At 63.0% G+C, this 13,530-nt stretch carries 14 protein-coding genes; 7 read left to right on the top strand and 7 right to left on the bottom strand.

Annotated elements, in window-relative coordinates:
* Positions 1-33: 33 nt before the first annotated feature.
* Positions 34-843: an SDR family NAD(P)-dependent oxidoreductase gene (locus tag CQ12_RS20375; protein WP_057837117.1), complete on the bottom strand. Its 810-nt coding sequence runs from the start codon at positions 841-843 to the stop codon at positions 34-36.
* Between the two features lie 112 nt (positions 844-955).
* Between CQ12_RS20375 and CQ12_RS20370 the strand changes: the two genes are divergently transcribed.
* Both CQ12_RS20370 and CQ12_RS20365 read left to right on the top strand, forming a co-directional pair.
* Positions 956-1,891 (top strand): LysR family transcriptional regulator, encoded by a 936-nt coding sequence (locus tag CQ12_RS20370; RefSeq protein WP_057837116.1) that lies wholly within the window; start codon positions 956-958, stop codon positions 1,889-1,891.
* 154 nt (positions 1,892-2,045) lie between these two features.
* A complete protein-coding gene (locus CQ12_RS20365; protein ID WP_057837072.1) occupies positions 2,046-3,107 on the top strand; it encodes a ketopantoate reductase family protein in 1,062 nt (353 codons plus the stop codon).
* 44 nt (positions 3,108-3,151) lie between these two features.
* Here CQ12_RS20365 and tenA read toward each other — a convergent pair whose 3' ends face one another.
* Together tenA and CQ12_RS20355 are read right to left on the bottom strand one after the other, a co-directional pair.
* The gene (tenA, locus tag CQ12_RS20360) at positions 3,152-3,820 is read right to left on the bottom strand and encodes a thiaminase II (protein ID WP_057837071.1); all 669 of its coding nucleotides are present in this window, start codon (positions 3,818-3,820) and stop codon (positions 3,152-3,154) included.
* A 108-nt stretch (positions 3,821-3,928) separates the two neighbouring features.
* Positions 3,929-5,347 (bottom strand): APC family permease, encoded by a 1,419-nt coding sequence (locus CQ12_RS20355; RefSeq protein ID WP_057837070.1) that lies wholly within the window; start codon positions 5,345-5,347, stop codon positions 3,929-3,931.
* Between the two features lie 270 nt (positions 5,348-5,617).
* Between CQ12_RS20355 and CQ12_RS20350 the strand changes: the two genes are divergently transcribed.
* A complete protein-coding gene (locus CQ12_RS20350) occupies positions 5,618-5,869 on the top strand; it encodes a PepSY domain-containing protein (RefSeq protein ID WP_057837069.1) in 252 nt (83 codons plus the stop codon).
* A gap of 94 nt (positions 5,870-5,963) precedes the next feature.
* Here the strand turns inward: CQ12_RS20350 and CQ12_RS20345 are convergent, their stop codons facing one another.
* Positions 5,964-7,400: a hypothetical protein gene (locus tag CQ12_RS20345; RefSeq protein ID WP_245310022.1), complete on the bottom strand. Its 1,437-nt coding sequence runs from the start codon at positions 7,398-7,400 to the stop codon at positions 5,964-5,966.
* Positions 7,401-7,544: 144 nt separating this feature from the next.
* Between CQ12_RS20345 and gcl the strand changes: the two genes are divergently transcribed.
* The 4 genes from gcl (at position 7,545) to CQ12_RS20325 (ending at position 11,571) form a co-directional block, all read left to right on the top strand.
* The gene (gene gcl, locus CQ12_RS20340; RefSeq protein ID WP_057837067.1) at positions 7,545-9,344 is read left to right on the top strand and encodes a glyoxylate carboligase; all 1,800 of its coding nucleotides are present in this window, start codon (positions 7,545-7,547) and stop codon (positions 9,342-9,344) included.
* Between the two features lie 14 nt (positions 9,345-9,358).
* Complete coding sequence (hyi, locus tag CQ12_RS20335) at positions 9,359-10,144, top strand: hydroxypyruvate isomerase (protein WP_057837066.1); 786 nt, start codon at positions 9,359-9,361, stop codon at positions 10,142-10,144.
* Complete coding sequence (locus CQ12_RS20330; RefSeq protein ID WP_347337439.1) at positions 10,141-11,058, top strand: 2-hydroxy-3-oxopropionate reductase; 918 nt, start codon at positions 10,141-10,143, stop codon at positions 11,056-11,058. The genes hyi and CQ12_RS20330 overlap by 4 nt, the downstream gene beginning before the upstream one ends.
* Before the next feature lie 129 nt (positions 11,059-11,187).
* Positions 11,188-11,571 carry a DUF1236 domain-containing protein gene (locus CQ12_RS20325; protein WP_057837064.1) on the top strand — a complete coding sequence of 128 codons (384 nt, stop codon included), beginning with the start codon at positions 11,188-11,190 and terminating at the stop codon, positions 11,569-11,571.
* A gap of 60 nt (positions 11,572-11,631) precedes the next feature.
* Here CQ12_RS20325 and CQ12_RS20320 read toward each other — a convergent pair whose 3' ends face one another.
* The 3 genes from CQ12_RS20320 to CQ12_RS20310 all read right to left on the bottom strand — a co-directional run bounded on the left by CQ12_RS20320 (position 11,632) and on the right by CQ12_RS20310 (position 13,262).
* Positions 11,632-11,985: a VanZ family protein gene (locus tag CQ12_RS20320; RefSeq protein ID WP_057837063.1), complete on the bottom strand. Its 354-nt coding sequence runs from the start codon at positions 11,983-11,985 to the stop codon at positions 11,632-11,634.
* Between the two features lie 69 nt (positions 11,986-12,054).
* Positions 12,055-12,663, bottom strand: a complete 609-nt coding sequence (locus tag CQ12_RS20315) for a thiamine pyrophosphate-dependent enzyme (protein ID WP_057837062.1) — start codon at positions 12,661-12,663, stop codon at positions 12,055-12,057.
* A 44-nt stretch (positions 12,664-12,707) separates the two neighbouring features.
* The gene (locus CQ12_RS20310) at positions 12,708-13,262 is read right to left on the bottom strand and encodes a thiamine pyrophosphate-binding protein (protein ID WP_057837115.1); all 555 of its coding nucleotides are present in this window, start codon (positions 13,260-13,262) and stop codon (positions 12,708-12,710) included.
* Positions 13,263-13,530: the final 268 nt, after the last annotated feature.

Genomic DNA, 13,530 nt, shown 5'->3' with positions numbered 1-13,530 from the left:
TTTGATGAGATCTCTGTTTGATTGACTCGGTGCTCACGCATTCACGCGCTGGCGCAAGTTGTAGCGAGGGGCGGGGATGACGCTGGAGAGCTTGTCCGTCATGGCAAGGCGCGCCGCCTCATGACGATCCCACTCGGCCTTGTCCGCCAGCGCCGGGATGGTCACGGTCTCGCCAAGGTCGAGGCCGGCAAGCGCCGCATCGACCATGTCGTCAGCCGACATCACGATCTGCGCCGGGAGCTGATGAACCGGCGTGCCGGCAACGTCCCAGAATTCGGTGGCGGTGGCGCCAGGCAGCACCGCCTGCACGCGGATGCCCTTGCCGGCGAGTTCGTGGACGAGCGAGTGGCTGAATGCGAGCACGAATGCTTTGCTGCCGCCGTAGACGCCGTTCAGCACCTCCGGCGCGACCGCGACGATCGACGAGATGTTGATGATCGTGCCGTTGCCGCGGGCGACAAATCCCGGGACCGCCGCATAGGTCAGCCGCGTCAGCGCGGTGACGTTCAGGCGGATCATGTCCTCCATCTTGTCGACGTCGGAGGCGACCAGCGGGGCTGAAGCGCCGACGCCGGCGTTGTTGACCAGCACCGAGATGCCGGCATTGGAGCGCAGGATGTCTTCGACGCGTTGCAGGTCTGCTGGTGACGTGAGGTCGGCCTCGACCGTCTCCACTTTCCGGCCGGTCTCGTTGCTGAGCCGCCGCGCCAGCGACGCAAGCCGCTGCTTGTTGCGCGCAACAAGAATGAGGTCGTGGCCGCGCTTTGCCAGGCGATCGGCATAGATCGCGCCGATGCCGGTGGATGCGCCGGTAATAAGGGCAGTGCCTTTGGTCTGGGTCATTTCCATCTCCGTTGGTTGGGTTTGTTGCCTTGCGGTGATGGATAGGCCCTTCCGAAATCGATGGGTATCTGGCAAAATCGAGATGCATCCTTCCAAAAAATGGAAGCATCCAATGGACCGTCTCGAAGGCATGTCGATTGTGTTGGCGGTCGCGGAGGCCGGAAGCCTGTCGGCCGCGGCTCGTCGGCAGAAACTGCCGCTGGCGACCGTCAGCCGAAAGGTGTCCGAGCTCGAAGCGCACCTGCGCACCAAGCTGTTCAACCGGTCGAGCCGCGCACTCGTCCCGACGGATGCAGGGCTCTCCTACATCGCCGCCGCAAAGCGAATCCTTGCCGATATTGCCGAAGCCGAGCGGGCCGCTTCCGGCGAGTACACAACGCCACGCGGAGATTTGAGTGTTTCGACCCTTGTCGCGCTCGGCCGCTTATGTCTGCAGCCGATTCTGGCGGAGTTTCTGGCGACGTATCCGGAGGTGGACGTTCACCTCAATCTGCAGGATCGGACCGTCGATCTCCTGGAAGAGCATATCGACGTCGCGCTTCGGGTCGGCGATCTCGCCGATAGCAGCCTGATCGCCGTGCGCGTCGGGGAAATCCACCGCGTGGCTAGCGCCAGCCCGGCCTATCTGAAATCTCGCGGAACGCCCAAATCACCCGATGAGATCTCGGCGCATGACTGCATCAGCTATCCTCCGATGCAGTCACCCAGCACATGGAGATTCAGGCGAGGTCAGACGGAGTATGTGGTGCCGGTTCGGTCGCGCTTCATTGCGAGCAATCTCGAGTCGGCCTGCGACGCTGCGCGCGCAGGCCTCGGGATTACCGTGGCGTTCTCTTATCTCGTTGCCGAGCCGATCAAATCCAGGGAGCTGGTTCCGCTGCTGCAGGATTTTCAACCGCCGCCGCAACCCGTCAGCTTTGTGTATTCGCCGAACCGCTTCATGCCGGCCAAGTTGCGCACGTTTCTCGATTTCGCGGTACCGCGTCTCAGGGCGCAACTCGCCGAACTGCCAAAAGGTGTGGTCCGTAACCGTGGTGCGCGTGAATAGGGTTGCGCGACGACCGCGCGGGTTCATGGTACGGCTCGAGGCAGGGCAGCTCTTGCAAAGCGGCCGTTGGCGAAACCGCACGATCCGCTAGACTGTCTCCAACGAATGAGCAGTGACGGTTGGCGTCTGCTGCAAGAAAATTCGGGGAGAGAACATGGGCCGGAAGATCGCAATCGTCGGAGCGGGGGCCGTCGGCGGATATGCCGGAGCGCATATGGTGCAGGCGGGGGAGGACGTCACTTTCATCGATCCATGGCCCGAGCATGTCGAGCATATGCGCAAGCACGGGCTGCGCGTCACCCACGCCATGGACGTCGCTGAATTCTCGGTGCCGGTGCGCGCGCTTCACGTCACGGACGCGCAGCAGCTTTCCAAGGAGCAGCCGGTCGACATCGCCTTTGTCTGCATGAAATCCTATGACACCGCCTGGGCCACCATGCTGATCCAGCAATATCTGGCGGCGGATGGCTATGTGGTGTCGCTGCAGAACTGCATGAACGAGGAGACGGTTGCCGGCGTGGTTGGCTGGGGCAAGACGCTGGGCTGCATTGCCAGCAGCATCACGGTGAATCTGCCGGAGCCCGGGCACATCCACCGCGGCGCGGGGAAGGGCGGGGCGGCGCACACGGTGTTTCGGGCCGGCGAGGTGCATGGCCGCATCACGCCGCGGGCGGAAGAGGTCTGCCGCCTGGTCGGCTATTCCGACAGCGCCAAGGTGACGGAGAATCTCTGGGGCGAGCGCTGGTCGAAACTGGTCGCCAATGTCATGGGCAACGGGCTGTCCGCCTGCACCGGCCTGCCGGGCGGCGAAATTTTGCAGAGCGAACCGCTGCGCCGGTTTTCCACCCGGCTCGGCAGCGAGGCGATCCGCGTCGGGCAGGCGCACGGCTATCAGTTGGAAGAGATCTTGCACCTGCCGCCGGACACGATCGCGCGCGCTGGGGAGGGCGACGAAGCCGCGATGCGCGCCTGTGACGAGCAGCGTTTCAAGGACAGCAAGCGCACCTCCGCAGCGCAGCGTCCATCCATGGGCCAGGACATGCAGAAGGGCCGGCGCACCGAGATCGAATTCCTCAACGGTTTTGTGGTGCGCGAGGGCGAGAAGCTCGGGCTATCCTGCGCCGCAAACGCCGCGCTGACGGATATCGTCAAGCGGGTGGAGCGGGGAGAACTGAGCCCGGACGCGCGGCACATCACGGAGCTGCGGCTGAACTGAGCCGTCGCGCTGCTGACATGATCCGGTAAGCGGTCAGTCGCTGCTCACCGCTTGCCGGCCCGCCATCCCATTTCCCAGAAGTCGGCTTCGAGCCGGGTGGCTTCCTTGAAGATCGCGATCAGCTCTGCCTCGCGGGCTGGTGTCGCGTAGCGCTCGGCGAGCGCTTCGAGGTGCTCCCGCGCATTCGCCGCCACCTCCTGATAGGGAGCCCCGGCATACTCGGCGATCCAGACGCGATAGGGGTTCGTCGCCGCGAGCGCACCGGGTCGCGCCGCGAGCCGCGTCGCAATCTCGGCGTAGCCGATCACGCAAGGGGCAAGCGCCACCTTGAGCGCGAGCAGGTCGCCGCGCATTCCGGCGTCGAGCACGTAGCGCGTATAGGCCAGCATCTCGACGGCCGGAGGTGCCTCTTCAAGATCGGTGGCCGACAGGCCCCACCCGGCGCAGAGTTTTACATGCAGGTTCATCTCGACATCGAGAATGGCCGAGAGGCCGCCGGCCGCTTCGCGCATGTCGGCAAGGGTGGGCGACTTGTAGACGGCGAGTGCGTAGGCGCGCGCAAACTCGATGAGAAACAGGTAGTCCTGAACGAGGTAATGCCGAAATGCCGCCTCGGCGAGCGAAGCGTCCGCCAACCCTTCCGTGAAGGGATGTTCGGTATAGGCCCGCCATTCGGCGGACGCCGCACTTTTCAGTCGGTCGAAGAAGCTCATGATCTCTCGCAGGAAGTTGTATTCTCAATGGGCGTTCTTGCACGCTACCAGTCATGAAAGGCTGAAGCGAGCCCGGACGAGCCCTCGGAGATGAGCCTGAAACGACCTCTAATTCACGGGCCCGCCGTGACCCAAACCTTCCATATCCGGCTCCATTCTCTTCACCCCGGTCCGCCGGTTGACCATGATGGTTACGATCCAGAGAACGATGCCGATCCCGATCAGGACCCCAGCGACCCGGTACTGAACAGGGTCACGACCGGTCCAGGGACCCGCGAGGAAGGCGCAGAACACAGCGCCCAGGATCGGCAGAAGGGTGGGCGTGCGGAAATGCTGGTGATCGACAGGATCGCGCCGGAGCACCAGCACCGCCACATTCACCACGGTAAAGACGCACAGCAGGAGAAGCGCGGTGGTGCCTCCGAGTGCCGGCACCTCGCCGACAAACGTGATCAGGGCAAATGCCAGCAGGGTCGTGAAGCCGATGGCGACATAGGGCGTCCGCCTCGTCCTGTGGACTTTTCCGAGCGATGGCGGCAGCACATGCTCGCGGCTCATGCCATACACGAGGCGGCTGGCCATCAGCATGTTGATGAGCGCGCTATTGGCCACCGCAAACATGGTGATGAATCCAAAAATCCAGATTGGAAAATTCGGCGCACCCTGTTGCACCACTTTCAAAAGGGGTGTTTCGCCTTCACCCAGTTGCTCCGGCGCGACCAGCGTGATGGCCGAGATCGAGACCAGGACATAGATGACGCCGGTAATCACGAGGCCCGCAAGCAACACCTTCGGAAAGTGACGGGTCGGATCCTTGCATTCCTCGGCCATGTTGACCGAATCCTCGAAGCCGACCATGGCGAAGAATGCGAGCGTGGTCGCGGCAATCACCGGCCAGAAGATGCCGCCGTCCGGGATCGAGCGAAACTGAACGACGCGCGAGACGTCGCCCTGACCCAGCCCGATCGCCCAAAGGCCGATCGCGATGATGATCAGCAGTCCCGTCAGCTCCACGCAGGTGAGAACGACGTTGGCCTTCACGCTCTCGCCGACGCCGCGGAAATTGACGGCGGCGACGATCGCCATGAAAGCGAGGCCGGTGATCGAAATGCCAAAGCCCGTCAGGTTCAGCCCCATGGCGTGTGACATGTTCGCGGCGAAAGCCCGGGAAGCGGTCGAGGCCGAGGTGATGCCTGAGCACATCACCGCAAATGCGACAATGAATGTAATAAAATGGATGCCAAAGGCTTTATGCGTGTAGAGAGCCGCGCCGGCAGCTTTCGGATACTTCGTGACCAGCTCGAGATAGCTGAAGGCGGTCATCAGGGCGACCACAAAGGCAACCAGGAAAGGCAGCCATACGACACCGCCGACCTGTTTCGCCACCTGTCCCGTGAGCGCGTAGATCCCGGTGCCGAGGATGTCGCCGACGATGAACAGCAGGAGCAGCCAGGGGCCCATGACCCGATGAAGGCTCGGCTCAGCGCTGCTAGATTGGGGCGCGGCGTTAGCGGGGATATCGGTCATCGCACGTCCTCTTTCGATTCGGTGACGCCACGGCAGTCTATCGGTAGTTGAAGGCGCTATGCAATGATCCTCCCGGCGACTGGGGCGGTGAGCCGGCGAATTGGTTGCAATGCGGAACAATTTCCAGGCGCAGGCATTCAACTCGCGCACGGATCGGTCGCCGACAGACGGCATGTGAAGGCCTCGGTCGATACCCGGGGCCCTTCTTCTGCTCCGCCCTGCGAGGCGAACGGGTTGGCTCAAGGCGGCTTCCACAGGAGGAATTCGATCATGCGATTGACGATATCAGCTGCAATCCTCGTCCTGTCGGTGCTTCCCGCGCTCGCGGATCGCGCCGTTACCGAAGACGAGCGCGCAAAGCTTGTCGCGGCGGTTCAGGCAGAAGGATGCTCGGGCGGAAAGCTCGAAATGGATGAAGACGATCAGCAGTTCGAGGTCGATGACGCCGTCTGCGCGGACGGCAAGAAGTACGATCTCAAGTTCGATATGCAGATGAAGTTGAAGCGGAAGAATCTCGACTAGGTTACTGCGCGCACGCGCGATTGCGAGCCAGCGGGTTGCTTGAAATGTCGCCCGATGACGGGCGATTCAATCCGTTTGGATGCGCCGGGACGTATTAGATGCGAGCGGCCGGAATCATCGACGTGATGACAACGACATACAGGATGAAGGTGGCGATCGAAGCGAGGGCAAGGGCCAATCCGCTGCCGATCGACAGCCGTTCGAGTTCGAGCGTTTGGCCACCGCTGAGATAGCGCTGCAGTGCAAACAGCAGAAACGGAATCCCGATTAGAAAGGATTGGAAATATATCGCAAGGCCGAGGCCAACCAGTACCCCGATCCAACCGACGATCAGTGCGGACTTCCGGCTCACCGAGCCAATGAGCGCGTTGAGAATCATTCCGCCATCGAGCGGATAGATCGGCAGCAGGTTGGCTGCATTGACGACGGCGAACATTTCCATCGCTTGCCTGAGCTGAATGTCGCCGGTTGACCGATAGAGCGCGAAAAGGCCGAGCGTCGGAATGAGGCTGAGACCCGGTCCCATCAGCGCAATGAAGCCGAGCCGGCCCTCGGTCCGGTAGGCCGTCCTGGGGACGGCCGCCCCGCCGAAGAAGGGGATGAGGTAGATGCCGCGTACGCCGACGCCCGCCATGAGCATCGCCGCGACGTGTCCGGCCTCGTGGATGACGATGACGATCGAAAGAAGCAGCCCCAATTTCCAGCCGAACAGGTAGCAAAAGCTCAGGAGTGCCACGGCCGACAGCAGCAAGCCATGGTTGCCCAGGGCGGCAAGGCGGCTGTGGGTACCGGCATCCTTTTCGCATTGCTGCTTGATCAGGTTTCCCATCCGGCGCGGCGCCACCGGATAGATGATGCGGTCGCGAAAGGAGCGCACGGTCAATTCGTTGAACATCGTGAGCGCCGTCCCCTCCGGCGTCGCTTCGACGATAATTCCCGATTCGACATCCCGCCCGCCCTCGGGCGGCTTGGATAATGGATGCGCCACCAGCCGCATGCGCAAGATCCCTTTGCTCTCATCGCGCTCGAGCTCGTACGAGACGATCTGCGACTGCGGTTGGCCGCCGACGGTGATACGTGTCAGCCAAAGGTCAGGGCTGTCAGGTACACGTTCGGATGACATCTCTATGGTCGGCGGCCCATCCAGCACGCAGCGGTCCGCGGTACCAAGCCGCCACACGGCATCGCGCGATGCGTTGATCAAGACCGTGAATTCGCAGCGCAGCCGATTGCGCGCTCGCAGTGCATCGACCAGACCCTGAAACGCATAGAAGGCGAGACGCAACAATTCGATTGGCAGTGTCAGCAGTCCGAGCATGGGGGCTTTCTGGCGGCGGGCATAGGCTAGCGCAGCAGGCGTACGGGCGGGAGAACACACCGTCAAGGTGACGAGGCAATAAGTGCGCAGACGACGGGACGGATCACCTGTTTGCCCTGGCGAGGTCGCGCATTGAGATGCGCATGCGCGGGTACCGGCAGAGGGAAGCTCGCACAGCCGTTCGGATGAGGCCGCGGCCTGGCGGCCTTCCACGGTGGTTTCGGTCTAAGCGATTGAGATTGCGCACTTTCCTTTACTTCCTTCCACTCCGCGGGAAATAAAATCGCGCGCGTTGAGATCATCTCTCGCCAACACGAAGATCGCCGCCAGAGCCAACAGAGTTGAGCGAGGCGCGACATGGCGAAGATGCGGGCGATCGATGCGGCTGTGCGGATCCTGGAAAAGGAGGGGGTGACGATCGCCTTCGGCGTGCCGGGGGCTGCGATCAATCCGCTTTACTCGGCGCTGAAGAAGCGCGGCTCGATCGGGCACATTCTGGCGCGCCATGTCGAGGGCGCCTCCCACATGGCCGAGGGCTATACCCGCGCCAAGGCCGGCAACATCGGCGTCTGCATCGGCACCTCGGGGCCGGCCGGCACCGACATGATCACCGGGCTCTACTCGGCGATTGCGGATTCGATTCCGATCCTGTGCATCACCGGGCAGGCGCCGCGCGCGCGGCTCTACAAGGAAGATTTTCAGGCCATCGATATCGAGTCGATCGCAAAGCCGGTGACGAAATGGGCGGTCACGGTGCGCGAGCCGGCGCTGGTGCCGCGCGTGTTCAGCCAGGCGTTTCACATCATGCGTTCGGGCCGACCGGGCCCGGTGCTGATCGACCTGCCGCTCGACGTGCAGCTTGCGGAAATCGAGTTCGACGACGAGACCTATGAGCCGCTCCCGGTCTACAAGCCGGCGGCGACGCGCAAGCAGATCGAAAAAGCGCTGGAGATGCTCAATGCCGCCGAGCGGCCGCTGATCGTGGCCGGCGGCGGCGTCATCAATGCCGATGCTTCCGACCTGCTGGTGCAGTTCGCCGAGGCCGTCAATGTGCCTGTCGTGCCGACGCTGATGGGGTGGGGCGCGATCCCTGACGATCACGTGCTGATGGCGGGCATGGTGGGTCTGCAGACCAGCCACCGCTACGGCAACGCCACCATGCTGCAATCCGACTTCGTGCTCGGGATCGGCAACCGCTGGGCCAACCGCCACACCGGTTCGATCGAGACCTACACCAGGGGTCGCAAATTCGTGCATGTCGATATTGAGCCGACGCAGATCGGGCGCGTCTTCAATCCCGATTTCGGCATTGTGTCGGACGCAAAAGCGGCGCTCGAGTTATTTGTTACGGTTGCCAAGGAGTGGCGCAAGGCCGGCAAGCTCCGGGAGCGTCAGGCGTGGCCGGCGGCGTGCCAGGACCGCAAGCGAACGATGCTGCGCAAGAGCCATTTCGACGACATGCCGATCAAGCCGCAGCGCGTCTATGAGGAGATGAGCAAGGCATTCGGCCGCGACACCTGCTATGTCAGCGTGATCGGGCTGTCGCAGATCGCCGGCGCGCAGTTCCTCGGCGTCTACGGCCCGCGCAACTGGATCAATGCCGGGCAGGCCGGTCCGCTCGGCTGGACGCTTCCCGCAGCCCTCGGCGTTCGCGCCGCCGATCCTTCGCGCCAGATCGTGGCGCTGTCGGGCGACTATGATTTCCAGTTCCTGATCGAGGAGCTCGCGGTAGGCGCGCAGTTCAAGCTGCCCTACATCCACGTCGTCGTGAACAACTCCTATCTCGGGCTGATCCGCCAGGCGCAGCGCGGTTTCGAGATGGACTACCATGTCCAGCTCTCCTTCGAGAACATCAACGCGCCTGAGATCGGGGTCTATGGCGTCGACCACGTCGCGGTGGCCGAAGGGCTCGGCTGCAAGGCGATCCGTGTCACCGACCCGAACCACGCGCAGGCGGCGTTTGCGACTGCGCGCGAATGGATGGCCGAATTCCAGGTGCCTGTTGTCGTCGAGTTCATTCTCGAACGCGTCACCAACATCTCGATGGGCACCGAGATCGACAATATCGTCGAATTCGAGGAGGTGCTCGACCTGCCGCTGGACGATACGCCGGCCAAATCGAGCGCGCCGCAATCCGGCAAGCTGCTGCCGGCGTAAGGGGAGAGTAGATCGTGCCGAAATTTGCCGCCAACCTCACCATGCTGTTCGGCGAACAGCCGTTTCTCGAGCGCTTCGCCGCCGCCAAGGCCGCGGGCTTCAACGGGGTCGAATATCTATTCCCGTATGATTTCGACAAGGCCGATCTGCGCGAGCAGTTGCACCAGCACGGGCTGACGCAGGTGCTGCACAATCTCCCCGCCGGCAATTGGGGCGCCGGCGAACGCGGCATCGCCATCCTGCCTGACCGGGTCGACGAGTTTCGCGACGGCGTCGCCCGCGCCATCGACTATGCCAAGGCGCTCGATTGCCGGCAGCTCAACTGCCTCGTCGGCATCGCGCCCGACGGCGCGGACGCTGTCGATCTCAACGAGACATTGGTCGGCAATTTGCGCTTTGCGGCGGATGCGCTGGCCAGGGAGGAGATCAAGCTCCTGATCGAGCCGATCAACACGATCGATATTCCCGGCTTCTTCCTGAACAGGACGGCGCAGGCACTTCAGCTCATCGCCGACGTGCGCTCGAGCAATCTGTTCGTGCAGTACGACATCTACCACATGCAGGTGATGGAGGGCGACCTTGCGCGCACCCTGCAAAGACATCTGCCGCGCATCGCCCACGTCCAGCTCGCCGACAATCCCGGCCGCAATGAGCCGGGGACGGGCGAGATCAACTATCCCTTCCTGTTCCGCCATCTCGACGCTATTGGTTATCGTGGCTGGATCGGCTGCGAATACAAACCGAGGACGACGACGGTCGAAGGTCTCGGTTGGCACGCCGCGTTGACGGCCGACACCTGAACAAGAAACGACAAAGGGGAGTTGAAATGACCAATATCGGCTTTATCGGCCTTGGCACCATGGGGCGCCCGATGGCGGGCCATCTCCAGGCTGCCGGCCACCGCCTGTTCCTGCATGATGTCGTACCTGTCGCACCGGAGCTGGTTGCGGCCGGCGGCGTGGTCTGCAAGTCGGCCAAGGACGTCGCCGAGCAGGGCGACATCGTCATCATCATGGTGCCGGATACGCCGCATGTGGAAGCGGTGCTGTTCGGGCCTGATGGCGTTGCGAAGGGCCTCTCGAAGGGCAAGATCGTCGTCGACATGAGTTCGATCTCGCCGCTCGCGACCAAGGAGTTTGCCAAGAAGGTGGAGGCGCTCGGCGCCGACTACCTCGATGCGCCGGTTTCCGGCGGCGAGGTCGGCGCCAAGGCGGCGAGCCTTACCATCATGGTCGGTGGACCGGAGCGTGCGTTCAACACCCTGAAGCCGATCTTCGACAAGATGGGCAAGAACGTCACGCTCGTCGGCGCCAATGGCGACGGGCAGACGACAAAGGTCGCCAACCAGATCATCGTCGCGCTGACGATCGAGGCGGTCGGCGAGGCGCTGCTGTTTGCGTCGAAAGCAGGCGCTGATCCGGCGCTGGTGCGGCAGGCACTGATGGGCGGCTTCGCCTCGTCGCGCATTCTCGAAGTGCATGGCGAGCGCATGGTGAAGCGCAACTTCGAGCCGGGCTTCCGTATCGAGCTGCACCAGAAGGATCTCAACCTGGCGCTGGAAGGCGCGCGGGCGCTTGGCATTTCCTTGCCGAGCACGGCAGTCGCGCAGCAATTGTTCTCTTCCTGCACCGCGCACGGCGGCAAGGCCTGGGACCATTCGGGAATGGTGCGCGCGCTCGAAATGATGGCAAGCCACGAGGTCGCCAAAGCCTGATTTTTGTTTCTCCCTGTGACTTGGAACCGCGTCGAGATTTCGGCGCGGCCCTTTTTGCTGCCGCATTGGAACCGGAACTTCTGACGCCGCCCGTGGTTGAAATGCATCATCAGTTTACTGGAGGATGCAATGAATAATCGTTTGGCTGTTTCCGTGCTTGCCGCCTCGCTCATGATGTCGGGCGCCGCGTTTGCCCAGTCGACCACCGCGCAAGGCGCGGCGGAAGGCGCCGCGCGCGGCGGTGAAGCCGCGGGTCCAGTCGGCGCCATCGTCGGCGGCACCGTCGGTGCTGCGGTCGGCGCGGCCGTGGAAATTCCGAACGCGGTGATCAATTCGGTTCCGCGCGATCGTTCTGTCGTGGTCCGTGAGCAGGTAGTGGTAGGCGAGCCGCTGCCGGCGACTGTCGAACTGCGCACGGTGCCGCAGCACACCGAATACCGCTATGCCGTGGTCAATGATCGCCGCGTCATCGTGGAGCCGCGGACGCGCAGGGTGGTGCGGATCCTCGACTGACGAACCAAAGCAATTGGCTGAGATTCCTCGCAGGCCGCGCCTGCGAGGAATCTTTGTGGGTTACGGCAGCGACCGCTGCGTTCGCCTGAGCTTCCAGTCGAGCACCGCGGCAACCAGAAGGCCGAGAGATGCGGCCAACGCGTCGACCACGAAGTCCGTCATGCGCGCGTGCCGGCCTGGCGCCCAGAGCTGCAGGATTTCGATCAGGCCAGTGAAGGCAATGACGAGCGTCGCCGTAAACGAACGGTTGCGCGTGTGAGCCAGCCCGAAAGCGAGCCCCAGCAGCACAAAGGCCAGCGCGTGCTCGCCGTTCTGCCCGAGCTTCAAGTGGGGCCGTTGGCTCGCCGGCCCGAGGGTCGCGAAAGCGATGGCTGCGGCCAGGCCCCAGGCGAAAAGTCGAAGGATAATCGTCATCGGGACGGCATAACGCACATTCCGTGCGGTAAGTCCATGCGCCGCGCGTGAGGCAATGTGGTTAATCCGTCAGAGTGGCTCCCTGACGCCCATACCGTGCATGAAACGCTCCCGGATCTGCACGGGATCGCGACGGGTGGTGCCTGTGCCCGGCTTGTCGTCGATGCGCACGCCGATCAGCGTCGGGCCTTCGGCCGACATGGATTTTTCGATCAGGCGCTCGAAATCGTCTTCGTCCGCCGCCCAGCTGCTGTTGGTGAGCCCGCTTGCCACCGCAATGGCGACGAGATCGGCGACGGTGGCCCCCGGCGTCGGCTGCGCGCCGGTGATCTGGTAGATGCCGTTGTCCATCACCACCATGGTGAGGTTTTTCGGCGCAAGCGTCGCGATCGTCGACAGCGATCCCAGTTGCATCAACAGTGAGCCGTCGCCTTCGAGCGCGAACACGCGACGATCCGGTTGCGCCAGCGCGACGCCGAGCGCGATCGGGAAGGCGAGGCCCATGCTGCCGAGCATGTAGAAATTCTGCGGCCGGTGGCCGGCGGCCCACAGGTCGAAATTGGTGTTGCCGATGCCGCCGATCACGGCTTCCTCGTTCTTCAGCTTCGCAATCAGCCGCGAGGTGAGGTCGAAGCGGTTCATCACCTTGGTATTGCGGGCCGGACTATCGTTGTTCATTGCAGTTTTCTCAGCAGTTTTCTCAGCAGTTTTCCTGGCATCGCTCACTTGTCGAAGACCTTGCCGCCGGTCAACAGCGGCGAGAGGATCAGCGCCACCGGCGCCTGCGTGGTGACGGCCTGCTTGATCGAGCGGTCGGCGATGAATTCGAGTTCATCCAGTCGGGTGATGGTGTGGTGCTCCATCGCCAGCGAATCCAGCACCGGCCGCATGGTGCGGCACACCAGCGACTGGCCGTAATTGAATTCGCCGAGCGTGCCGCGTTCGGACACGAACATGATCAGCGGGATCTGATAGGGGATGGCCAGCGAGGCAAGTACGTTCGCGAGCGTGGCGAACCCTGATGTCTGCATCAGCACCGCGCTCCGCATGCCGCCCATCCAGGCGCCGGAGACGATGCCGACCGCTTCCTCCTCGCGCGCCGTGGCGAAGGTCGTAAAAAACGGGTCGGCGTGCAGGTTCTTGATCAGCGGCGTCAGGATGCGGTCGGGCACATAGGGGACGAGGCGGACATCGTTGCGCTTGAGCGTCTCCAGCAAGATACCGTGCCAGCTCTTCGCAGAGGTTTCGGGCGAGGTTTTTTCCTCCGCAACCGCCATTTTGGTCTCCTTTGCCCGCGCCGATTTTTGGTTGGCGTTCATCCCAGGAGCGGCGAACTTGACGCCCTCGGCGAGATTGTCAACATGTTCCGATCGTATCCTGCTCTGCGCCTCGCGCCGCTTCAGTCAGCATGCGACCATGTGAGATAAACAGGAAAAGATGTCGGGAGGGGTGCCATGCTGGATGTGTCTGGACTGCTGCCAATATGGCGGCGCTGGCTGCCTTGTCCACTCCGCCCATACTTGACCTGCACCCTGATCCGCTCGC

It is taken from the genome of Bradyrhizobium jicamae (assembly GCF_001440395.1).
Taxonomy (GTDB): Bacteria; Pseudomonadota; Alphaproteobacteria; order Rhizobiales; family Xanthobacteraceae; genus Bradyrhizobium; species Bradyrhizobium jicamae.
The sequence above is the reverse complement of the archived record's forward strand: the minus strand, read 5'-3'. Positions and strand labels throughout refer to the sequence as shown.

What these genes read in the sequence shown, in the direction of transcription:
- CQ12_RS20375 (WP_057837117.1), bottom strand. Translation starts at nt 843, where the DNA reads ATGACCCAGACCAAAGGCACTGCCCTTATTACCGGCGCATCCACCGGC.
- CQ12_RS20370 (WP_057837116.1), top strand. Translation starts at nt 956, where the DNA reads ATGGACCGTCTCGAAGGCATGTCGATTGTGTTGGCGGTCGCGGAGGCC.
- CQ12_RS20365 (WP_057837072.1), top strand. Translation starts at nt 2,046, where the DNA reads ATGGGCCGGAAGATCGCAATCGTCGGAGCGGGGGCCGTCGGCGGATAT.
- tenA (WP_057837071.1), bottom strand. Translation starts at nt 3,820, where the DNA reads ATGAGCTTCTTCGACCGACTGAAAAGTGCGGCGTCCGCCGAATGGCGG.
- CQ12_RS20355 (WP_057837070.1), bottom strand. Translation starts at nt 5,347, where the DNA reads ATGACCGATATCCCCGCTAACGCCGCGCCCCAATCTAGCAGCGCTGAG.
- CQ12_RS20350 (WP_057837069.1), top strand. Translation starts at nt 5,618, where the DNA reads ATGCGATTGACGATATCAGCTGCAATCCTCGTCCTGTCGGTGCTTCCC.
- gcl (WP_057837067.1), top strand. Translation starts at nt 7,545, where the DNA reads ATGGCGAAGATGCGGGCGATCGATGCGGCTGTGCGGATCCTGGAAAAG.
- CQ12_RS20325 (WP_057837064.1), top strand. Translation starts at nt 11,188, where the DNA reads ATGAATAATCGTTTGGCTGTTTCCGTGCTTGCCGCCTCGCTCATGATG.
- CQ12_RS20320 (WP_057837063.1), bottom strand. Translation starts at nt 11,985, where the DNA reads ATGACGATTATCCTTCGACTTTTCGCCTGGGGCCTGGCCGCAGCCATC.
- CQ12_RS20315 (WP_057837062.1), bottom strand. Translation starts at nt 12,663, where the DNA reads ATGAACAACGATAGTCCGGCCCGCAATACCAAGGTGATGAACCGCTTC.
- CQ12_RS20310 (WP_057837115.1), bottom strand. Translation starts at nt 13,262, where the DNA reads ATGGCGGTTGCGGAGGAAAAAACCTCGCCCGAAACCTCTGCGAAGAGC.